The 22,889-nt window shown below is 60.0% G+C and carries 16 protein-coding genes; 13 read left to right on the forward strand and 3 right to left on the reverse strand.

Going from position 1 to position 22,889, the window contains the following annotated elements; translation table 11 throughout:
* The first annotated feature begins 65 nt into the window (after window positions 1-65).
* Both ACN0SO_RS01810 and ACN0SO_RS01815 read left to right on the forward strand, forming a co-directional pair.
* Window positions 66-545, forward strand: coding sequence for a TRAP transporter small permease (locus ACN0SO_RS01810; RefSeq protein ID WP_417673919.1), 480 nt, complete (start codon window positions 66-68; stop codon window positions 543-545).
* A gap of 3 nt (window positions 546-548) precedes the next feature.
* On the forward strand, window positions 549-1,859 hold the full coding sequence (locus tag ACN0SO_RS01815) for a TRAP transporter large permease (protein ID WP_417673921.1): 1,311 nt from the start codon (window positions 549-551) through the stop codon (window positions 1,857-1,859).
* A gap of 69 nt (window positions 1,860-1,928) precedes the next feature.
* Here the strand turns inward: ACN0SO_RS01815 and ACN0SO_RS01820 are convergent, their stop codons facing one another.
* The gene (locus ACN0SO_RS01820; protein ID WP_417673923.1) at window positions 1,929-2,123 is read right to left on the reverse strand and encodes a heavy-metal-associated domain-containing protein; all 195 of its coding nucleotides are present in this window, start codon (window positions 2,121-2,123) and stop codon (window positions 1,929-1,931) included.
* A gap of 160 nt (window positions 2,124-2,283) precedes the next feature.
* Between ACN0SO_RS01820 and ACN0SO_RS01825 the strand changes: the two genes are divergently transcribed.
* The 9 genes from ACN0SO_RS01825 (at window position 2,284) to ACN0SO_RS01865 (ending at window position 10,937) form a co-directional block, all read left to right on the forward strand.
* Entirely contained in the window at window positions 2,284-4,791 is a 2,508-nt protein-coding gene (locus ACN0SO_RS01825; protein WP_417673925.1) for a heavy metal translocating P-type ATPase, read from the forward strand.
* A gap of 182 nt (window positions 4,792-4,973) precedes the next feature.
* Window positions 4,974-5,333, forward strand: a complete 360-nt coding sequence (locus tag ACN0SO_RS01830; protein WP_417673927.1) for a hypothetical protein — start codon at window positions 4,974-4,976, stop codon at window positions 5,331-5,333.
* 51 nt (window positions 5,334-5,384) lie between these two features.
* Window positions 5,385-5,984 carry a c-type cytochrome gene (locus tag ACN0SO_RS01835; RefSeq protein WP_417673929.1) on the forward strand — a complete coding sequence of 200 codons (600 nt, stop codon included), beginning with the start codon at window positions 5,385-5,387 and terminating at the stop codon, window positions 5,982-5,984.
* Between the two features lie 3 nt (window positions 5,985-5,987).
* Window positions 5,988-6,878 carry a c-type cytochrome gene (locus tag ACN0SO_RS01840; protein ID WP_417673931.1) on the forward strand — a complete coding sequence of 297 codons (891 nt, stop codon included), beginning with the start codon at window positions 5,988-5,990 and terminating at the stop codon, window positions 6,876-6,878.
* A 118-nt stretch (window positions 6,879-6,996) separates the two neighbouring features.
* Window positions 6,997-7,371: a hypothetical protein gene (locus ACN0SO_RS01845; protein WP_417673932.1), complete on the forward strand. Its 375-nt coding sequence runs from the start codon at window positions 6,997-6,999 to the stop codon at window positions 7,369-7,371.
* An 83-nt stretch (window positions 7,372-7,454) separates the two neighbouring features.
* Window positions 7,455-7,688: a hypothetical protein gene (locus ACN0SO_RS01850; RefSeq protein ID WP_417673933.1), complete on the forward strand. Its 234-nt coding sequence runs from the start codon at window positions 7,455-7,457 to the stop codon at window positions 7,686-7,688.
* Window positions 7,685-9,196: a TolC family protein gene (locus tag ACN0SO_RS01855; RefSeq protein ID WP_417673934.1), complete on the forward strand. Its 1,512-nt coding sequence runs from the start codon at window positions 7,685-7,687 to the stop codon at window positions 9,194-9,196. Before ACN0SO_RS01850 ends, ACN0SO_RS01855 begins: the two co-directional genes overlap by 4 nt.
* A gap of 26 nt (window positions 9,197-9,222) precedes the next feature.
* Window positions 9,223-10,617 (forward strand): multicopper oxidase family protein, encoded by a 1,395-nt coding sequence (locus tag ACN0SO_RS01860; protein ID WP_417675019.1) that lies wholly within the window; start codon window positions 9,223-9,225, stop codon window positions 10,615-10,617.
* A 32-nt stretch (window positions 10,618-10,649) separates the two neighbouring features.
* Window positions 10,650-10,937 carry a copper-binding protein gene (locus ACN0SO_RS01865; protein WP_417673936.1) on the forward strand — a complete coding sequence of 96 codons (288 nt, stop codon included), beginning with the start codon at window positions 10,650-10,652 and terminating at the stop codon, window positions 10,935-10,937.
* 402 nt (window positions 10,938-11,339) lie between these two features.
* Here the strand turns inward: ACN0SO_RS01865 and mobA are convergent, their stop codons facing one another.
* A complete protein-coding gene (gene mobA, locus ACN0SO_RS01870) occupies window positions 11,340-12,002 on the reverse strand; it encodes a molybdenum cofactor guanylyltransferase (RefSeq protein ID WP_417673938.1) in 663 nt (220 codons plus the stop codon).
* Between the two features lie 72 nt (window positions 12,003-12,074).
* Between mobA and ACN0SO_RS01875 the strand changes: the two genes are divergently transcribed.
* The gene (locus tag ACN0SO_RS01875; protein ID WP_417673940.1) at window positions 12,075-12,410 is read left to right on the forward strand and encodes an ABC transporter permease subunit; all 336 of its coding nucleotides are present in this window, start codon (window positions 12,075-12,077) and stop codon (window positions 12,408-12,410) included.
* Window positions 12,411-12,669: 259 nt separating this feature from the next.
* Complete coding sequence (locus ACN0SO_RS01880) at window positions 12,670-18,720, forward strand: AAA family ATPase (RefSeq protein WP_417673942.1); 6,051 nt, start codon at window positions 12,670-12,672, stop codon at window positions 18,718-18,720.
* A 308-nt stretch (window positions 18,721-19,028) separates the two neighbouring features.
* On the opposite strand, the gene ACN0SO_RS01885 is transcribed toward ACN0SO_RS01880, so the two are convergent.
* On the reverse strand, window positions 19,029-22,715 hold the full coding sequence (locus ACN0SO_RS01885; protein ID WP_417673944.1) for a vitamin B12-dependent ribonucleotide reductase: 3,687 nt from the start codon (window positions 22,713-22,715) through the stop codon (window positions 19,029-19,031).
* Window positions 22,716-22,889: the final 174 nt, after the last annotated feature.

Raw genomic sequence — 22,889 nt, forward strand, 5'->3', positions numbered from 1 at the left:
GACCGGAGCGGGCGGCGTTCTTCGCCGCCCGTTTTATACGTGGCTCAGCAACCGGAATCCGAGCAATGCAAAGACTTGTCAACCGCCTGTCCTACGGGCTGGCGTATGTGTCCGGCGCGGCCTTGATTGCCGTGACCGTCCTGATGTCCATCGACGTGGCCGGCCGCTACCTGTTCAGCGCGCCGCTGACCTTCGCGGTGGAAACGATCGAACTGCTGATGGGACTGGCGATCACCTTCGGCCTGGCGATCACGACCTATCGCCGGGGGCATGTCCGGGTCGACCTGGTGACCCATGTCGCCCCGCCAAAGTTCAAGGTCTTTCTGGACCTCTTGGCGGACCTCGCCTCGATCGTGGTCTTCGCGCTGATCGCGTGGAAGCTGTTCGACAAGGCCGGCCAGACGCTGCGGGACGGCCTTTATACCCAGATCCTGAGCCTGCCTGTTTATCCGGTCGTCTATCTGATGAGTGCCGGGGCAGCAGTGGCGCTGCTGGCGGCGGCAGTGCTCGTTTTCCGGGGTGGCCCGAGCGGCCGGGAGGACTGAACCTTGGATCCCATCACAATCGGCATCCTGTCCTTTGCCGCCCTTGCGGTCATGCTCGTTCTGACCATTCCGATCGGCGTCGCCATGGCGCTCGCCGGCCTCGGCGGCACGGCGGCCATTATCGGCACCAATGCATCGGTTTCCCTGTTTGCGACCACGGTTTACTCGACGACCGTCACCTATGAACTGTCGATCGTGCCGCTGTTCGTCCTCATGGGCGCGCTGGCCGCACGGTCCGGGCTGAGCCGCGAACTTTATGACGTCTTCAACGTCTGGCTGGGACGGTTTCGCGGCGGTCTGGCGATCGCAACGATTGGCGCCTGCGGCGCCTTCGCGGCGATCTGCGGCTCGTCCCTTGCAACGGCGGCGACGATGTCGCGGGTGGCTCTGCCTGAAATGGAGCGCCACAATTACGCCGACAGCCTGGCCACAGGCGCGGTCGCGTCGGGCGGCGTCATCGGCATCCTGATCCCGCCGTCGGTGATCCTGGTCCTCTATGGCATCCTGACGGAAACCTCCATCGGCGACCTGTTCATCGCGGGCGTCATCCCCGGACTGCTGTCCATCCTCGGATTCATGCTGATCATCGCGATCATCACCCATATCTGGCCCGACCTGGGCCCGGCCGGGGAGAAAACCTCGTGGCACGCGAAACTGTCCGCCCTGGCGCGCACCTGGGCGATCATTCTCCTGTTCGCGATCGTGATCGGCGGCATCTATCTCGGCGTGTTCACGCCGACGGAGGCGGCCGGCATCGGCGCTGTCGGCGCCTTCGCCATTGCCGCCATGCGCCGGCGGCTGACCTGGTCCACCTTTGTCGACGCACTGCTGGAGACGGTTCAGACCAGCGCCATGATCTTCACCGTCCTGGTCGGGGCGGTGACCCTCAACAACCTGACGATCTTCTCCGGCCTGGCGGGCGCGCTCGGCGGTTTCGTGTCGGGACTGGAGATGCATCCGATGGCGGTTATGGCCATCATCCTGCTCATGTATCTGGTTCTCGGCTGCTTTCTTGACGCGCTGGCGATGATCCTGCTCACCGTGCCGATCTTCTTCCCGATCGTGACCGGTCTCGGTTTTGACGGGGTCTGGTTCGGCATCATCGTGGTGATGGTGGCCGAACTCGGCCTGATCACGCCGCCGATCGGCATGAATGTCTTCGTGATCAAGGGGATGGCGCCACAGGTCGCGCTGGGGTCGATCTACCGGGGCGTGATGCCCTTCGTCTTCGCCCAGCTGGTCCTGATCGCGCTGGTCTTCCTGCTGCCACAGCTTGCGCTCTGGTTGCCGGAAACGGCAGCCTCGTTCAGGTAAGCGGGGAGGGTAGGTCGCGCGCCGGGCACTGTGTCCGGCGACGCGTGTGCTGCGGGATTTGTGTCGGGATCAGAGCGGGCTGGCTTCGTAGCCCGCATCCCGCAGAGCATTGGTGATCGTTTCCGGCCCGGCGGAGGTGCCGATCTCGACCACGTGTGTGTCCAGGTCGCAGGCGACATCTGCCGACGCGTCGACGGCCTTGACCGCCTTTTCGATGGAAGCGACGCAGTGGCCGCAGCTCATGTCGGGAACGCTGAATTTCATGTGGGACTCCGTAGTTGAATGGGTCCTTTTTCGACGTTCCAGTTACGGGAGGGTCAAGGAGAAAAATCAATTTGAAAAAAGTTTTGGCGCGGCCTTGACCTTCCAGTGACTGGAAGTGCCATCTGATGGTTATCAATCACCCCATGTTGGAGTTGGACCCATGTCCGGCCATCGGAAAGTCACCCTGTCGGTCCAGGGAATGTCATGTGCGTCTTGTGTCGGGCGCGTCGAGCGCGGCCTGGCGTCCGTTGAAGGGCTCGACGATGTCGGCGTGAACCTCGCCACGGAAAGCGCGCAGTTTAAGGCCGCACCGGAGAAGATCGCAGCTGCGGTCGCCAAACTTGAGGATCTCGGCTATCCGGCGCGCACGCAGACGGTCACCCTCAACATCCAGTCCATGTCCTGCGCCTCCTGCGTGGGGCGCGTGGACCGGGCGCTGGCAGCCGTCCCCGGTGTTCTGAGCGTCAGCGTCAACCTGGCGGCGGAAACCGCAACCGTTGTCTACGCGGAAGGCGCGGTCACCGTTCAGGAACTGATAAAGGCCAGCACCGATATCGGCTACCCGGCCAGCATCGCGGAGGCAGGCGCCACCCAGGACCGCAGCGAACGCAAGGCGGAAGAAGCACGCGACCTGGCGCGCAAGATGGCAATTGCCGCGGTCTTCGCCCTGCCGGTGTTTCTCATTGAAATGGGCGGGCACCTGATCCCGTCCCTCCATCACCTGATCGCGGCCACCATCGGCCAGCAGACAAGCTGGATCCTGCAATTCCTGCTGACGACCGTCGTCCTCGCCGGCCCGGGCCGCGCCTTCTACACCAAGGGGATACCCGCGCTCCTGAAGGGCGCACCGGACATGAACAGCCTGGTCGCCGTCGGCACTGGGGCTGCCTATCTCTACTCGGTCGTCGCGACCTTTCTGCCGGACCTGCTCCCGGCCGGGGTGCGCGCGGTCTATTTCGAGGCGGCGGCGGTGATTGTCGTCCTGATCCTGCTCGGGCGTTTCCTCGAGGCGCGAGCCAAGGGACGCACGGGCGCGGCCATCCAGAAGCTGCTCGGCCTCCAGGTCAAGACGGCGCGGGTGTTGCGAGACAATGAGATGATCGAGGTGCCGATCGAGGCGCTCGGCCTCGGCGACATCGTCGTGGTGCGCCCGGGCGAGCGCATTGCGGTCGACGGCGAGGTGGTCGAGGGCTCGTCCCATGTCGACGAAAGCATGATCACCGGCGAGCCGGTCCCGGTTTCGAAATCCGCCGGCAGCGCGGTGACCGGAGGAACGGTCAACGGTGCGGGCGGGTTGCAGTTCAAGGCAACCCGTGTGGGTGCCGATACGACCCTGTCCCAGATCATCCGCATGGTGGAAGAGGCGCAGGGCGCCAAGCTGCCGATCCAGGGGCTCGTCGACCGCATCACGCTGTGGTTTGTTCCCGCGGTCATGACGGCCGCCGTCCTGACCGTGCTGGTGTGGCTGATCGTTGGCCCGGAGCCCGCCCTGACCCTTGCCCTGGTGGCCGGCGTGTCGGTGCTGATCATTGCCTGTCCCTGTGCCATGGGGCTCGCGACGCCGACCTCCATCATGGTCGGCACGGGCAGGGCGGCCGAGATGGGCGTCCTGTTCCGAAAAGGCGACGCGCTGCAGCAGCTTGCCGGTATCGGCATCGTTGCGTTGGACAAGACCGGCACGGTCACCGAGGGCCGGCCGGAACTGACCGACCTGGTGCTTGCGGACGGGTTTGACCGGTCCTTCGTCCTCTCCCGTATTGCCGCCGTCGAGGCGCGCTCGGAGCATCCCGTTGCCGAGGCTATCGTCAGGGCTGCGGGAAACGAGGGCCTGGAGCTCCCGGAAGCGGGCGAGTTCTCCTCCATCACCGGGCACGGTGTCGTCGCGGTCGTCGACGGACTGCGGGTTCTGGTCGGCGCTGACCGGCTGATGGAACGGGAAGGCATTTCGACCGGTGCGCTTTCGGACGAGGAAACCAGGCTGGCCAAACGCGGCCGCACGGCGCTCTATGCGGCCATTGACGGGAAACTCGCTGCCGTCATCGGCGTCGCCGATCCGGTCAAGGCCTCGAGCCGGGCCGCGATCGCAGCCCTTCATGGCCAGGGCCTGAAGGTTGCCATGATCACCGGCGACAAGCGCGAGACCGCCGATGCGATTGCCGCCGAAACCGGCATTGATATCGTGATCGCGGGCGTGCTGCCCGACGGCAAGGTGGCGGCCCTGGCAAAACTCAAGGGAGAGGACGACCGGATCGCCTTCGTCGGCGACGGCATCAACGACGCTCCCGCGCTGGCCCACGCGGATGTGGGGATTGCGATCGGGACGGGAACCGATGTCGCGATCGAATCGGCCGATGTCGTGCTGATGTCGGGCGACCTCCGCGGTGTGGTGAACGCTTACGAGGTCTCCCGCAGGACCATGCGAAACATCAAGGAGAACCTGTTCTGGGCCTTTGCCTATAACACGGCCCTGATCCCGGTCGCGGCAGGCGTGCTTTATCCGGCATTCGGTCTATTGCTGTCGCCGGTTCTGGCTGCCGGCGCCATGGCTTTGTCCTCGGTCTTCGTCCTCACAAACGCCCTGCGCCTGCGCCGGATCGCACCGGCCATGGACGAGGCAAGGCCCGCGGTTGCCGTAACCCGGCATGCGGCGGCCGTCCCTGCTGAATAGGAAAGGGGCCGTGCGGGGCTGCCTGCGCTGCGGCCCGGCTGCCGGCAACCGCGTTCGCTCTTGTCATTAGCCTTTCGGCAACATGCGTCCGATAGAAGACTTGACCGGGAAACCGGTTGAACAGATTGTTGCCTCTATTCGCGTGTTACTAAAGGGCGAACGGATCCAATAGGCCGACATTGATGAAACGACGCTCCTCCATTGCGGTCTTTTTGAAAACCATCCTTGCGGTGGCGTTCGTCCTTGCCGGTGGATCGTTCAGTCACTCGCTCGCCGACAAGCCCCATGACCATGCACAGGTGATCGGCACCAGTGCTGGTAGCGGTCACACCCATGACCACGTGGCGCCGGGCGCAGAGGGTCTCGTTGCAGATCATGAAACGGTCCATTGCGGCGCCTATTTGCTTGCCCTGACCGTGGATGCGCGACTGAACGTCCCGGATCCTGGCAGGGAAGCCGTCAGCGTTTCCTTCGCAACCGTCGCTTCGCGGGTTGCGACAATCGATCCGCCGCCCCCACGAGGTCTCCTCCTGTCCATCTGAAACGACATGCGGCGGCGCGTCCGCCGGTAATCTGGATACAGGAATCGATCAATGAAATTTACGGTATTGACCGTCGCGGGCTCGCTCCTGCTGACGGGGGCTGTGGCTACCTATGCCCACGGCGGTGCGTCAGGTGTCGTCAAGGAACGAATGGACGCCATGGGCGTTATGGGGGATGTCATGAAATCCCTGTCCGCGATGATGCGCGGAGAAAAAACCTATGATGCGGACGCGGTGCGCAAGGGCGCGGCGGCGATCCGGTCCCATTCCGGCGAGGCTTTGACCAAACTCTTCCCGGAACACAGCATTGAAGGCCCGTCCGAAGCCAAGCCTGAAATCTGGATGGATTGGCAGGCGTTCTCGGAGCTTTCCGACCAGCTCGGTCTGTTTGCGACCGGGCTTGAGAAGGCGGCCGACAATGGCCTCGCCCATTCAGGTGGCGGTACCGGCATGATGGGCCAGGGGAACATGATGGGCGGAGGTTCCATGATGTCCGGCGGCGGCATGATGGGATCTGCCCCGATGATGGGCGGTGCGGGGCATATGGCGGACCCCGCCATGCTGGCCCAGATGCCGGCCGACGGCGTGTTCAACATGGTCGCGCAGACCTGCTCTGCCTGCCATTCCAGGTTCCGGGTCGAGAAAAAATAGCCGATGCGCCTTTGGCTCATTGTCGCGATTGCCGCTCCCGCGTTGGCGGGAGCGGCAATCGCCGTGCTTCACGTCTGGCCGATCGGCCGGCCGGAAACGATCGGGGTTATCGCCGGTGATCCGGCCCGTGGCGCCTATCTCGCCAGGATGGCCGGATGCATTGCCTGCCACACCGATACGAGCGGCGGCGGACAGCCCCTTGCGGGCGGCGTCAGGCTGCCGACCGACTTTGGCACGTTCTATTCGCCGAACCTGACGACCGATCCGGACCACGGCATCGGCAGTTGGACGATCCAGGACTTCGCGGCCGCGCTGCGCCAGGGCGTGTCTCCGGAAGGCAAGCCCTATTATCCGTCCTTTCCCTATCCGTTCTACAACGCCTTAAGCGATCAGGACGTGGCGGACCTCTGGGCGGCATTCAGGACCGTGCCTGCCGTGTCCAAGCCTTCAAAACCTCACGACATGATGCCGCCCTTCAACCTGAGAGCAGGCCTCAAGGTCTGGCGTGCGCTCTACCATATTCCGGAGACCTTCACCTCCGTTTCCGAAAAAAGCGATCTCTGGAACCGGGGGAAGTTCATCGTCGAAGGACCGGCCCATTGCGGCGCCTGCCATACGCCCAGAAACCTGCTGGGTGCCCGCCAGGCGGAAATGGCCTTGCATGGCGCCGAAGACCTGCCGGACGGCGGCAAGTCCCCGCCCATTACCAGCGCCGCCCTGAAGAAGGAAGGCTGGACCGTAAGCGCCCTCAAATACGCCCTTCAAACCGGGGTCATGCCGAACGGTGATGTCTTCGGAGGTTCCATGGGGGAAGTTGTCCGCGACGGAACGGCGTTCCTGTCGGATGAAGACCGCCTCGCCATCGCAACCTATCTCCTGGAAAGGGACGGGTGAGGCATGTTGTTTTCCGGACGGGAGTCCTGCGCATTTGAATTGCCGTCCATCACGGACAATTCAATTGTTGCAGGGCCGGCGCCCGGATAGAGACTTTTTATTGTTGGATAGGTGTTTCGTGCGCAACCTGGTTCAGATTTTCATTACCGGCATCTTTCTTCTGGGAGTTGTTCTTCCTGGAGCGGGTGCGCACGGCTTGGCCGACGGTCCGCGCATGGAGATGTCCCATGCCGCGAAACTATCTGAACCCATGCCGCATATGCACCAGCACGGCGCCAAGCACGGACGTCCGGCCGATTGTCCGGCCGGCAAGGCCGGTGTCGACGGCAAGATCGTCCCGGAAACCTGTTGTCAGTCTTCCTGTTTCGTCGATCTGGCGATCCTTCAGGCCCCGGTCTTTTCCGGGTGGAAAGTGATGGCGCCTTATTTGCCGATGACCGGTTCGCTGACGGATGCGTCCCGCTATCGGGTGGAGCATCCTCCCAGATCCTGATCTCGCCCCGGGTCTTGCCCGGGCAAATCGTGCGCCGCCTTTGCCGCGGTGACGTTCTAAAAAATCGAGATCAGTGAGTTTCAATGAGACTAAGCGTTTTTGCTGCGCTCTCGCCGCTGTTGGTCGGCGGCTGCGCAGCCACGGCACCGTTGCCGGACCTGTCCGCCGGACCGGGGCCGCAAGACCCGGCTACCGCCATCCATGCCCTTTATCCGTCTTCGGTAACCGAAGGCTATACGGCCCGGGGGCCCGTTGAACCCGGCTCATGGCGCAATCTCAACGACCGGCAAGCGCCGGGCCGGGGAGGTGGGTCGTGAGGAGAATCCCGGGCAAGCCCCTTCTTTGCATCGCATCGGCCGCCCTGTTGGCAGGGTGCGTCTCGGCCGAGCAGGTGGCCACCTATTCCGAGCAGAAACCCGGGTTCCGGGCGGTCTCAACCGGGGCGTCCTCGCGAACCGGCAACAAGGAGACCGTATGGATCGAGAATGCGGACCAGTCGAGGGCCGTCTCGGAGCGGGTCCGCAAGATGGTGCACAGGAAGACGATCAACGCCGAGACGGCGGTCCAGGTTGCCTTGCTGAACAATCGCGGACTGCAGGCGTCCTACGCGGCGCTGGGCATGAGTGCAGCCGATGCGTGGCAGGACACGATGCTGGAAAACCCGATCGTTTCCGTCGGTCTCTTCGGTTTGGCGCATCCCGAGGTCAGCGGATTTCGCACGATCGAAAGCACGGTCGCGGCGAACCTCGTGTCGCTCGCGACGCAAAAGCAGCGGGTCGACGTGTCGGACACCAGGTTTCGCCAGGCCCAGGCCGTTGCGATCGGCGACACGCTTTCGCTGGCGGCCGAGACCCGACGCGCCTGGATCGACGCCGTTGCCGCATTCGAAACGGTCGCCAATCTGAACCAGGCCCAGGTTGCCGCGGACGCGGCGTCGCAACTCGCGCAGAAACTGGGCGAGACGGGTGCCATGCCCAAGGCCGGGCAGGCGCGCGAACACGCCTTCTATGCGGAACTGACCGGGCAGAAGGCGGAAGCCCGATTGGCCGCAAGGCTCGCAAAGGAGCGGCTCACCCGCCTGATGGGGCTGTGGGGGCAGGACGTCGAATATTTCGTGCCCGACAGCCTGCCGGCACTTCCCAGGGCTCCGCGCGGCAATCCGTCGATCGAGGCGGATGCGCTGCGCAACCGCATCGACCTGCAGGTCGCAAGACTTGAACTGGAGGCCGTCGCCAAAAGCTATCGCCTGACGGAAGCCACCAGATACGTCACCGATCTGGAATTGATCGCCGGCGCGGAGGCGGAGCGGGAAATCGAAACCGAATACGAACTCAATGGCCCGGATCTGGAGGAAAAGAAGACGAAAAAGACCCTCGTGACGCCCCAGATCGAGCTGGAATTCGCCATTCCGGTTTTCGACAGCGGCAAGGCGAGGATGCGCAAGGCGGAATACGCCTACATGCAGGCGGCGAACCGTCTGGCGGAAAAAGCGGTGAACATCCGCTCCGAAGCCCGCTCGGCCTACACCGCCTACAGGTCGTCGCACGAGATAGCCCGTCATTACCGCGACGCCGTGCTTCCGCTTCGCAAAACGGTCGAGGAGGAAAGCCTGCTGACCTACAACGGCATGATCACCAACACGTTCGACCTTCTCGCCGACACCCGCGCCCGCATCGACACCCAGCTGATGGCCGTCAATGCCCGCAGGAACTTCTGGCTCGCGGAGGCGGATCTGACGGCCGCCACATTCGGTGCGGGTCCGATGGAGGGGGGCCGCACCGGCGCCACCGTCAACGTGGCTGCGGCCGAAGGGGGAGGTCACTGATGGATACCCGTCAAAGGAACAGGATGATGATGAACCGACGTCAGCTTCTGGGCGCGAGCGCAACCGGAGCCGCCCTCGTAACCACCGCCGCCTGGGCGAAAACGTCCAACATGGGCCTGCCGGAGGCGGCCGTCATGGATGGACCGGCCACCCAGGCTCCCAAAGCCGCCCCCGACACCGGCGTGCCCTACAATCCCGTGGTGACCCTGAACGGCTGGACGCTGCCCTTCCGCATGAACAACGGTGTGAAGGAGTTCCACCTGGTCGCGGAACCGGTGGAACGGGAACTCGCCGAAGGCATGACGGCCTACCTGTGGGGCTACAACGGCCAGTCCATCGGCCCGACCATCGAGGCGGTCGAGGGAGACCGCGTGCGCATCTTCGTGACCAACAGGCTCCCCGAACACACATCGGTGCATTGGCACGGCCTCATTCTGCCTTCAGGCATGGATGGCGTCGGCGGTCTGTCCCATCCCGGCATCCCGCCGGGCAAGACTTTCGTCTACGAGTTCGATCTCGTGAAATCCGGCACCTTCATGTACCACCCGCATGCCGACGAGATGGTCCAGATGGCCATGGGCATGATGGGGTTTTTCATCGTGCATCCGAAAGATCCGGCCTTCATGCGGGTCGACCGTGATTTCCTGATCATGTTCAACGCGTTCGACATCGAGCCGGGCTCCTACGTGCCGAAGATCATGACCATGACCGACTTCAATCTGTGGACATGGAACAGCCGGATCTTCCCCAGCATCGATCCGCTGGTGGTCGCGAAGAACGACCGGGTCCGGGTGCGTGTCGGCAACCTGACCATGACCAACCATCCGATCCACATGCATGGATACGACTTCGAGGTCACCTGCACGGATGGCGGCTGGGTGCGCCCGGAGGCCCGTTGGCCGGAAGTCACGATCGACATTCCGGTCGGCGCGATGCGGGCCTACGAGTTCGACGCCGTGCATCCGGGTGACTGGGCGATCCACTGCCACAAGTCCCATCACACCATGAACGCCATGGGCCATGACGTGCCGACCTTCATCGGCGCGGACAAGACGGCGCTCGCGCGCAAGATCCGCCTGCTTCAGCCGGAATATATGCCCATGGGTTCCAACGGCATGGCGGAAATGGCGGAAATGGCCATGCCGATCCCGGACAACACCGTGCCCATGATGGCGGGCTGGGGGCCCCATGGACCGCTTGAAATGGGCGGCATGTTCTCCGTCGTGAAGGTCCGCGAAGGTATCTCCGCCGGCGATTACAGCGATCCCGGCTGGTACGAAAACCCGCCCGGAACCCAGGCCTGGGAATGGACCGGCGAGCTGCCGGACGCCAGCCGGGCGGACACGCCCGCGACCGCACCACAGCCGTCCCGCACCGTCGGATCCGGCTCCACCCATTCCGGCCATGCCGGACACAAGTAAACGAAATCTGTCTTACCTGTCAGGAGAATGAAATGAAAAAGCTTATCGGTTTCCTCGCCGCAGTCACCCTGGGCACCGCTGTCGCAACCGCCGCCTTTGCCACGGACTATACCCGGGGCACCGTGAAGAAGGTCGACTTGAAGGGCAAGAAGGTCACCATCATTCACGAGGAACTCAAGAACCTCGACATGCCCGCGATGACCATGGTGTTCCGCGTAGCCGATGACGCCATGCTGGAGAAAGTTCAGGAAGGCCAGGAGATCGAGTTCTCGGCGGACCGGATCAACGGAAACCTGACGGTCATCGAACTGAAGGAGTAGCCGTTTTGCAGCAGCTTGCCTTCGAAGCGAAGCTGCCGCTATGAGCCTGACCATGGCGCGTTGATCGAGAGCAAAAGAACCCGCCCGATCGATATCGATCGGGCGGGGTTTCATCGAGCAGGTTTCCGGCTCCGCAGCCGCAGGCGCAAATGGGCGGCCGCGGATGGTCTGCGGCGGGCTCCTCTGAGATCTGTCTCGCAGACCGGAACGCCAACGGGATCGGAAATAAATATTCTTGGGGCTAGCTTGCTGCGTGGTTGGCGCTTCCCACATTGATCATCGCTCGAGTTCCGATCCTGCGCCTCTCGGCCTTTTATATCTCTATCGGCCTGCTGTTCTTTGTTTGGATCTGGCAGTTCGTGGGAGCAGGTCAAGCCTGGTCCCAGGCATTGTTTCGACCACCTAAGGTCTTCTCGCGAGCAGCATTTCTGCCGTGCTGAAATCCTCTGGCGTGTTGATATCGAGAAAGCTCGTAGCGGGATGATCGCTAAAATCAACCAACATCAGTTTCTGTTCCTCTGCGAAAGCGAGAATGGAAAGGCGGTCACTCGTCCGCAGGAATGTGTTGAGCTTCCTTGTTAGTGAAACCGGCCAAAGCGCAAAGGCGGGCTCCGGTTTTCCGTTGTAACTGGCCATGGCAACAACGTTCGATGATTGCGCGCAAGCGGCCAGCCTGGACGGCAGATCATTCGGGAACAAGGGAGCGTCGGTTGGAACACTCAGCAGCTGACGGTGGTTCGGGTGATATTTGCCAATCCACAAGAGGCCCGCCAGAATGCCGGCCAGTGGCCCTTTTGGCGGTCCCTTGAAGCCCGAAATTGGATCGGGAACGAGAGCATATTCATTATGTGACAACGCGGTGTTGGCGGTGTTGATCAAAACCGGATCGCAGCCTTGTCCATAGAGCTTGTCGGCGGTCAGATGCGCAAGCTTGCGCCCGTTGCCAATGAGTTTGTCGGTCGGCAGCGCAGGCCTTTGCCCGTAGATTGCCATCTGCGCCTTGTCCTGACCCATGCGGGTCGAACACCCTCCCGCAAGAACGATTGCCGCAATGTGCTCAGACATTTGGTTGCTTCACAAAGATACATTCACGTCGATCGACAATAGCGACATGGATCGCAGCGGCAAGCGCCAAGAGTGTCGAGGCTGGAACCGGAATACCGCGATATCCTCCGCTTGCTCGGCGCCTCCCAGTCGCAGATCTTCGGGAAATTCGCCCTGCCGAAGACGCTGCCGGAGGTTTTCGGCGCCCGGAAGGTCACGATCACTCTCGCCTTCATCGGTACCAACCTGGTGGAGATCGTCAGCCCCCGCGGCCGCGGTCTGGGCGCGCTGTTCGACAACGGCAAGACCAACGCGGACGCCCCCCTGATCTTCGCCGTCCTCATCGCCCTCGGCATCGTCTTCTACGACCTGGTGGTGGTCCTGGAAAAGATCTTCGCCGGCTGGGCGGAGCGGGGGGCGGCGGGGTGAGGGAGGATTGACCCGCTCTCAGTAATAATTTGACTTGGTCTGGAATTCTCCGTCTACCAGAAACGGGGCCATAGTTGCGTATTTCCAGGTCAGAATGCTCTGAAGTAAGGGAGGCATGCCATAGCATCGAAAGCTGGATTGTAAGTTTCCGATTCCACAAGTTATTGCGGCAGTCCGTTCGCAGGAGGATTTTATCTAAGTCGAAAAGGCTTAAGGTTGGGTGGACTCACAGGACAGCTTAGGGTCGTCGAATAGAGGTATGGAGCAGAAAACATCAGGATCCGGAGAACGGACGGCGCGACAAGGGCTCAGATACCAAGACCGCGCCTCTGCGGCGCTTGCATACCAAGCGATTTTACAGGGAACATTATCCTTCATTGCCGTTGCGGATGATCAGGCCGGAATGTTCGACGACCTTGTACTCGGGATTTCTGGGCAAGTTATCGGGCATCAGTACAAATCCTCGACTAAGCCAAGGCCGGTCGGCGTACGTGGATTGCTTCTGGGAACTGACAACGTTATCGCGGATTGCGCGGTATCCTTTAAAAAGTTGGAGGCTGTGTTTCCGGGGAAGTTCATCAGAGTACGCTATGTCACTTCGCATATCGCCTCGGCCAATGACAAAGGTCGGTTTGGAGTTGCAGGGCGAGATTCGCAGGACTTCTTCCAAGAGAAGCATCGACACCCGGACTGGTTATTGGCGGATTGGCGTGCAACCATCTGGCAACCCATCATCGATGAATTAGTCAGCGCGTCTGGTTTGGCTGAAGCCGATTTTGAGCGTTTCTTTCGCCGCTTCGAGATCATACTAGGCGCTCCTCAAAATATTGAGCTCGACCCAGCCTTGGATGCCACTGCCCGTGAGCAGGTTCTGGAGTTCGCGCGCGCGCTAGGCGATTTGGTGGGACGCGATGATGGAAAAACCAGATGGACCCGACGCGAACTTCTTAATGAACTAGGGTGGCCTGACCGCTTCCAGCAGCGTTTCGAGCATCATTTCCCGCTTGGCGCACATGTCCAAAGCAATGAGACCAGCGAAGCCGAACTTGAAACAGCGCTAAAAAAACACAGTTCGGGATATATATGTCTTCTAGGTTCTCCGGGAGCCGGAAAATCAACGCTGCTTGAGCGGTTCGTGCAATCGGGTCCAAACCGCAGAGTCGTACGTTATCTCGCCTATGTTCCCGGTACTGCACAAGGTCAGGGGCGGGGAGTTGACGCAAATTTCCTTGCTGATCTAAACAGCCAACTTGTAAGCTTGGGTCTTCAAGCAAGCCGAGTTAAAGACGAAACTCTCGAGCAGCGGCGCGAGACGTTTCAAAAGCTGCTGCAGCAAGCAGGCAATGAATTTGAGACGAGTGGTCAATCAACCATCGTCGTAGTTGATGGGCTTGATCATGTCCCACGCGAAGAGAAGCCAACCGCAAGCTTCCTGAATGCACTGCCGCTACCTCAGAGTATCCCTGACGGAGTCGTCTTCATATTGGGGAGCCAGCGGATTGATCTGGTCGACATCCCCCGTGAAGTAAGGGATCAAGCCTCGCTTCCCAGCCGGAAGATTGAAATTGCCCCGCTGACTGAGTCCGCCGTTGAGGATATGGTCGCTTCGGTTGGCCTCTCTGGTGATATCGCTCCAGGAGAGGTCTATTCAGTCAGCCTAGGCCATCCACTCGTAACGCATTATCTGCTAGGAAAACTACTTGACGCTGATATTGATGAACGAAGAACTCTTTTGGATGGCGGCTTCGAATATGATGGCGATTTAGAGAAGGTTTATTGTGCAGCTTGGCGAGAGGCTGAAGAGGCGGATCGCGAGGTTGCGAAGGTTCTAGTTACATTGAGTTTTGTCGAAGGGCGTATAGAGCCTGAGTTGCTCGCGGGCTGCCTCACTCGCTCAGCCGTAGACAATGTATTTAGGATTGCACATCATCTGATTGATCATGCCAGTCGCGGTTGGCTGATCTTTCATAATAGCTTTCGCCTGTTTCTGCACAAACAGATAATAACACTTTATGGGGTTCCTGACCCAGATTTTAGTGCCCCCGCAGTATATCGCCGTCTCGCAGGTGTTGCTAAATCTGCACCGGCTACAAGCCATCAAAGGTGGCTTGAGTTTCGATACCGCTACCTTGCAGATGATCAAGCTGAAGCCGCCGCGATTGCTTGTCGCAGGTACTTTGTGACGCAGTTCATCGACGGCCGAAAGAGCTTCGATGTCCACAATGACATCCAAGATGCTTTTGCCTGTCTCGACGCTAGCGAGACACCGGAGCAACTTTTCGATCTAATGCTCGCACGAGATGAGATCTCAAGGCGCCAACAAGCCCTTGAAATGGCAGAGCAACTTGTTGCGGCGCAAATCGCAGCAGATGACCTTTATTCCGCTGAAGCGCAGCTCGATGCCAATCATGTCGTAGGAGATCAATGGCTGGTTATCAGAGCTTTACTTGACAATGGCCAACCCGAACGCGCACGAGCAATCTTTGATAGGGAAAATCCTTGGGAATGGTACGACAACCAACATTGGGGAAGAGAAGACTACACGAGCAAATGGGCAGATTATGCCGTCGTGTTGCTTGATGACGAGCAGATCGAGCGCCGAATCCGAATGCCTGTTGTCAAAGGTGATGAAGAGAAGCAGCCATTCCATCACCTGACTCGCGACGAATATTTCGATGAGTTGCGTTTCGCGCTTGCAAGAGCAATGCTTCGCCATGATCCAAGTAACACAGTCGATGATGTGGTCGCTCGGCTTGAAATCGAGGATAGTGCTCACGCGATATTTTATATGGAACGTGCAGAAGCGCATGTTCTGGCGTCGCGCTTTGAAGAAGCATTAGCCTGCCTTGGCATTTATGAAACTTGCCAAGCTATCGAAGACCTGCACGAAACTTGGAACGTCCGCGCCGCTAGCTTGGCCATCACATGCAGCGACAAGGAACTTGCTGCACGTCTCTTTGCAAAGGCCAAAATTCCCGATCTATGCAATCTCGAGCACCGCTCTGAGGAAGTGGCAGGCGCAGTCCGATACCTAATTCGTTACTCTATTGTCGCAGCTCAACTTGGCGCGAGTCCTCCCCAGCCAATTCTGCCAAAAGAGCTGCTCTTCAGAGCAGTCCAAAACCATGCCATCCGATTGGGCTCCATGATCGGGAATCTGAGGCTAGAGGCCGCAGATAAAAAGATCGGTGTATCAACGCAAATAAAGTCGTCTCTGGAATTTATTGCAGGAGCCGTTGCTGACCGGCTTGATGATGTTTTCTTGGGGCATCTGGTTCGTAAAGCCGATGAACCACTATTTGATGCTATCTGTGAGATTGTGCTGCTTAAACCGGATGCTGCGCCGGATTTCGCCGCCGTTTTTAGTGCCTGCCTTCAATTGCCAGTCTGTACATTCAGGGGGGCACAGTCGATCATCCGAAAATTCACTGAAACCATGTTCAATTTTGACGGTGATGCAGCGGCAGCGGTCGCGCGGCTAGAAGGTGCACGCAAAGAAGTCGAAGGTGCACGCTCGCCACAAGAAGCAATTGACGGACTCGCCGAACTTGCAATCGCCTTCGGAGCTATCGGTTTCCAAGAGAAGGCTCGTGAATTGCTGCATGAAATGCGCGAGATGTCCCTCGGCAGTTATGCTGCGGCTAAAAAGGACGGGCAGTACCTTCTATGGGTGAAAGTCCTCGAGGCAGCCAACCTCACAGATGCGGCGCGAGCAACGGAACGGTCTTTCATGATGTTACGCTTGGTGGCTGGCGTCGAGGACAGCGACGCACACGACCAAGCGTGGCGCATTTCCAAAACTGTACTGGTGGAAGCGATTGCCTGCGGATCTGAAGAAGCATGGGATGCTTTCGAGTGGGCAAAGGCATCAGGTGTTTGGCACTGGGATGCGCTTATGGACGCAGTCGCCAGAGGGATGGTGCGGAGGAGACCGGATTTGGTGGTTCCGATTGCGATTACCTGGAGTGCGCTTTGTCTGCCCTATTATGATGAAATCTATAACAGTGTTACGCGGTTAGGCGAGTTCCTGAGGGAGCTGGTTGCTTCAACACCCGAGGCGCAGCTCTCCGAAGTTGAACGCATCATCATCGCTGGCATTGAACGCGATGCTAAATCCGAACTTCGGCCAAGGCTCTTTCGCGCATTCCGCGACGCGCTGGCCGACCGCGGTGCTATTCCGCCACAGGTTTCAGCCGCAGTCGATAGATGGAACGCTGAGCCTGCATTTGATGCTGGATTTTCGTATGATGAGAAAGTTTTGCCTGATTACTTTCAGTTGCTTTCTTTCGAAGATGTTGAACAAGCCGTAGCGCTCGAACGAAAGCTTCGAGAGGGACAGACGAGCGTTCACTACGGGGATTATGTAAATAGCACACTTGGCAAACGCATCGGACGTATCATCCTTGAGCAGCCTTGGTCTGAGGCTAGCGAATTCGCTATGCGTAACCCTGCACTTGTCCGTGACGGGCCGGTTAAGGAAGCGCTGGCAAAAGCAGCAATCGCCGCTGGCCAGCTCGACTACGCTGAAACTCTAATGATTCCTGAGAAGCCGGAGCGGGAAGGTTGGGGTGGTTGGGCTAGTCGGGATGCACTAGAATACCACAAGGCACGCCACCTCCTAGGGTATGCTGATGCTCACAAGCGCGCTCTTGATGATTTTGTTCGCGATCTCTCAGAGGGCGGCTACGGCACAGGCTCAGCCCTATACAGCATCGACGAGATATATCCGATGCTATACAGGGACGTAAATTGGCCTGGAATATGGGATCGACTCGCTGAGCAGATCGAAGGCTATCGTGATTATCAGAAGATTGAGCCTGTTCGGCGGGAGCGCGGTGTAGCGCGTGAAGACATTGACCTACTGGCTCGTCTCTTTTGGGAAGCTGCAACGTTTGGAGTTTCGGACCCGCGCGAGCAAGCGAGCAATGGGCTTCTTGAACTTGTCCGGGCGAACGCAACTGATATTTTCTGCAGGACATGCAGCCTCTTGCTTGAAGGTGAAGGTGATGAAGTTCAGCTCGGAGCACGTCTTCTTTTCGAAGCTCGTGACGATAAAATAGTCGCAGAGAAGTTTCGTCATGACTTAAATAAGCTGACTAAGCATGAGGATGCCTGCGTCGCGGCGATCGGTGAAATCTTGGGTGATGAATGGGGCGTTGAGGCACACATTGCATCAGCCGAACTACCGCCCATTTATACTCTCGAACTTCCACCTCTGGATCAGACTTCAGGTCGGTCGTTACGGGATGAAGAATCGCAGGGACCGGTTATCGATGACCCCGCCGCTTGGACCGAAGGCTTTGAGAGGTGGTTGGAGAAACTATCCCGCTATGCCGAAGTACCCGTCGGTAATCTCCGGCGTCGAACTGCACAGTTGATTGCTCAGCGGGGTGGAGCTGAAAAATTCGGAGCAAAGGCTATGAAGCAGCTTCAAGGTAGGCTTTCCCCACTTGGCTTGCTTCTCCCCTTTGTGCGCCCTCATATAGGCATTTGCTTGCAAGCCTTTCATGTGATTATCGGCGAACTTTGGCGGGCATCAAAACTTTCAGAAATGGATGTAGATGTCCTCCTCCATCAGCTGATGGGTGCCCCGGTGCTTCCTCCGCACTCACCACAAATCTCTCGGCCGGTCGACATAACCTGGCCGCTCCTTCCCAAAGATACTTGGCGAACGGACAGAGACGATTGGGTCTGGTCTGATGATATGAAGCGAAATTCCGCTTCGTCGGCTGTTGTGGGTGAATGGGCACGCCTCTTCGTTTATAAGTCCAATTCTCTCTTTGCCGAAGAGAAGTTGAGCACGCGTGGTATGGAAAAGGGTAAAACCGGGGATTTTGATCGAGCGATCGCATCGCTACCTAAGGCATATTGGGCAGGCGGTCGTGTCATAGTAGCCGGAGAGCCTGAGAGCGTGACGTTAGGTCTAAGAAATTTGCGTATTTCTTTTATGGGTAATCCTGCTGAAACGCTGATATTTGACCCCCTACTTGCACAAAAACTTGGTTGGCACATGTCGCCCCATAACCCTTTCTCCTTTTACGACGTAAAAGAAGAATTAATGGCCACCACGCGCTTTTGGCGTGACGGTTGGCAACAGGAAATGAAACATGCTCGTGCTTTTCGTTGGGCTGAAGGGCAACGGGTTGAGTTGACACAATCTGGACAGGCCTTGATCGAACATATTGGCTGCCTTCCCGAATATGTGACGGCGAGATGGCGCCACCTCAAGCCGAGCGGTTCGAATCCCGAGACTAGGTCCTGCTGGAGAAGTGACGATGAGAGTGGGATGGCGGCAACTCAACTTCAATAAAAAGGGAAACTCAAACGCCGAGCAATTTATGGCTATTCGCACCAGAATGCCTGCAAGTTTTTGCGACGAACTGGGGTAATCCAATGGCGGGGAGAGGCGAAACGTTTCCATTGAATTCCCTACTCTCGAGAAAAGCTTCGATGCATTGGATGATCGACTGGGTGGTTCAAACCGGTCATTCATCTGGAAATCACCAACTGTCCGCTCAGGCCTAAATAGGCCTCAAAATTCAAAACCCGCCCGATCGTCTCCGATGGGCGGGTTTCGTGTTTTCTAGAGTGCCTTGAACGGCACTACGGCTTCAAGCCTCAGCTACACCCGCTCGTGCTCCCGCAGGTGTCGCACTTCAGGCAGGTGCCGTTGCGGACCATGGTGAAGTTGCCGCATTCCGAGCAGCTTTCGCCTTCGTAGCCCTTCATGCGGGCCTGGGCGATCTGCTGGGCCGCGTCGTTGGGCTGCGGGGCAGGGGCCGTGCTGACTTCCACGGCAGCCACCGCTTCGGAGCCGCGCGCGAAGGCGGTTGCAATCGCGGAGGTCTGGGCCGCCGGGGAGCTGGTCGCCTTGGCCGACACCGCGTCGTTGAGCGCTCCGGCCGGCTCGCCGCTGGTAACCAGGCGGAACCGTTCGGTCTGGCCGCGGACCAGGCCGTGGGAAACGACACCCGGCTGGGACCCGCTGTCCTTGCCTTCGTTCGCACCAGAGCTCATGGCCGTGTTGCCGATGGCTTCCGGCGGCACATGGGCCAGGTCGTGACGGCCGAGATAGGACACGGCCAGCTCGCGGAAGATGTAGTCCAGGATCGACGTCGCGTTCTTGATCGCCGAGTTGCCCTGCACCATGCCGGCCGGTTCGAACCGGGTGAAGGTGAAGGCGTCGACATATTCCTCGAGCGGCACGCCGTACTGGAGGCCGAGCGAGATGGCGATGGCGAAGTTGTTCATCAGCGAGCGGAAGGCGGCGCCTTCCTTGTGCATGTCGATGAAGATCTCACCGAGGCGTCCGTCCTCGTATTCGCCGGTTGTCAGATAGACCTTGTGGCCGCCGACACGCGCCTTCTGGGTGTAGCCCTTGCGGCGGTCCGGCATCTTTTCCCGTTCGCGGATGGCGCGTTCGACGATGCGTTCCACGATCCGCTCGGCGACCACTTCCGCCTTGGCGGCCATGGGCTTGGCGGCGATGGCTTCCGCCACCTCGTCCTCTTCCATGTCCTCGTCGGCGAGCAACTGGGCATTGAGCGGCTGCGACAGCTTCGAGCCGTCGCGGTAAAGCGCGTTGGCCTTCAGGGCCAGCCGCCAGGACAGCATGTAGGCTTCCTTGCAGTCGTCGACCGTTGCATCGTTCGGCATGTTGATCGTCTTGGAGATCGCACCGGAAATGAACGGCTGGGCGGCGGCCATCATGCGGATGTGGCTTTCCACCGACAGGAAACGCTTGCCGATGCGGCCGCACGGGTTGGCGCAGTCGAATACGGCATAATGCTCTTGTCTGAGGTGCGGCGCCCCTTCCAGGGTCATCGCGCCGCAGACGTGGGTGTTGGCCTCTTCGATCTCTTCCCTGGTGAAGCCCATGTGGGTCAGAAGGTCGAAGGCTGGATCGATCAGCTTTTCTTCCGGAACCATCAGTTCGGCCATCTGCTCGTCGCCGACCGTCCAGCGGTTGAAGACAAACTTGATGTCGAAGGCCGCGCCGAGCGAGGCCTTGATCTTGGCCAGACTCTCGTCGGAGAAGCCCTTGGCCTTCAGCGTCGTCGGGTTGATATGGGGGGCCTGTTCGATGGAACCGTGGCCGACCGCATAGGCCTCGATCTCGGCGATCTCGGCTTCCGAATAGCCGAGGCCGCGCAGGGCTTCGGGAACGGCGCGGTTGATGATCTTGAAGTAGCCGCCGCCGGCGAGCTTCTTGAACTTCACCAGGGCGAAGTCGGGCTCGATGCCGGTGGTGTCGCAGTCCATCACCAGACCGATGGTGCCGGTCGGGGCAATCACGGTGGACTGGGCGTTGCGGTAGCCGTTCTTCTCGCCGAGTTCAAGCGCCCGGTCCCAGGCGCGCTGCGCCCGTTCGATCAGGGTCTTGTCCGGGCAGGAGGCATGGTCGAGGGCGACCGGGTTGGTGTTGAGCGCCTCGTAACCGGTGTCCTCGCCGTAGGCGGCGCGACGGTGGTTGCGGATGACCCGCAGCATGTCCTTGGCGTTCTTGCCGTATTCCGGGAAGGCGCCGAGCTCGCCGGCCATTTCCGCGGACGTTGCATAGGAGACACCGGTCATGATGGCGGTCAGCGCACCGCAGATCGCACGGCCTTCGTCGCTGTCGTAGGGAATGCCGGAGGTCATCAGCAGGCCGCCGATATTGGCGTAGCCGAGACCGAGCGTGCGGAACTTGTAGGAGAGTTCCGCGATTTCCTTCGACGGGAACTGAGCCATAAGCACCGACACTTCGAGAACGATGGTCCACAGGCGGACGGCATGCTCGTAGTTGTCGACGTCGAACGACCGGTCGTCGCGGCGGAACTGAAGCAGGTTCAGGGACGCCAGGTTACAGGCCGTGTCGTCGAGGAACATGTACTCCGAGCACGGGTTGGACGCGCGGATCTCGCCCGAAGCCGGACAAGTGTGCCAGTCGTTGATGGTGGTGTGGTACTGGATGCCCGGATCGGCGGACGCCCATGCGGCATAACCGATCTGCTCCCACAGCTCCTTGGCCTTGAGCGTCTTGACCGTCTTGTTGGTTTTGCGGGCGGTCAGGTCCCAATCGCCGTCTTCCACCACTGCCGACAGGAAGCCGTCGGTGACGCGCACGGAGTTGTTGGAGTTCTGGCCGGAAACGGTCAGGTATGCTTCCGAATCCCAGTCCGTGTTGTAGGTCGGAAACTCGATCTTGGTGAAGCCCTGGCGCGCGAACTGGATGACGCGCTGGATGTAGTTGTCCGGCACCATCATCTTCTTGGCGGCACGGATTTCCCGCTTCAGCGCCGGGTTCTTGGCCGGATCGAAGCATTCGCCGTTGTCCGCCTCGCAGTTGACGCAGGCGCGCATGATGGCGCTGAGGTGCTTCTGGCAGATCTTGGAGCCGGTGACGAGGGCTGCCACCTTCTGCTCTTCCTTGACCTTCCAGTTGATGTATTCCTCGATGTCCGGATGGTCGACGTCGACCACGACCATCTTGGCCGCGCGGCGCGTGGTGCCGCCGGACTTGATCGCGCCGGCCGCCCGGTCGCCGATCTTCAGGAAGCTCATCAGGCCGGAGGACTTGCCGCCGCCGGACAGCCGCTCGCCTTCGCCGCGGACGCGGGAGAAGTTGGAACCGGTGCCGGAGCCGTATTTGAACAGGCGCGCCTCGCGGACCCACAGGTCCATGATGCCGCCTTCGTTGACCAGGTCGTCGCCGACGGACTGGATGAAGCAGGCATGCGGCTGGGGATGCTCATAGGCCGTGGCGGAACGGGTCAGCTCGCCGGTCTGGAAGTCGACATAGAAGTGGCCCTGGCTCGGGCCGTCGATGCCATAGGCCCAGTGCAGGCCGGTGTTGAACCACTGCGGGGAGTTCGGCGCCACTTTCTGGGTCGCCAGCATGTAGCGCAGTTCGTCGTAGAAGGCGTGGGCGTCTTCTTCCGTGTCGAAGTAGCCGCCTTTCCAGCCCCAGTAGGTCCAGGTGCCGGCGAGGCGGTCGAATACCTGACGGCCGTCGATTTCCGAGCCGTAGCGCTGGTCTTCGGGCAGCTTCTTCAGCGCCTTCTCGTCGGCTGCCTGACGCCACAGCCAGGACGGGACGGTGTTTTCCTCGACGGGCTTCAGTTTGGCCGGAACGCCGGCCTTGCGGAAATACTTCTGCGCGAGAATGTCTGCCGCAACCTGGGAGAATTGCGCCGGAACCTGAATGTTCTCGAGCCGGAACACGATCGACCCGTCCGGATTACGGATCTCGCTCGTTGCCGTCCGGAATTCAATGTCGGCGTAGGGAGACTGTCCCTGTTTCGTATAGCGCCGCTCAATCCGCATTCCATGTCCCCTTCGATTTCCCGGTCGGGCCGTACTTTGTTTTCCGGCCGCGAGTCCCACGCAATTCAATCCGAAACCAATTCGGTCCGGACGGCGACTACGCCGTTCCCTGTTTTGTCGGACCGCTTTGATTGGTCCGTTATCTAGTGTTTTGCGCGCTGATTGCTACTATAT

This window comes from Roseibium sp. (assembly GCF_048260565.1).
GTDB lineage: Bacteria > Pseudomonadota > Alphaproteobacteria > Rhizobiales > Stappiaceae > Roseibium.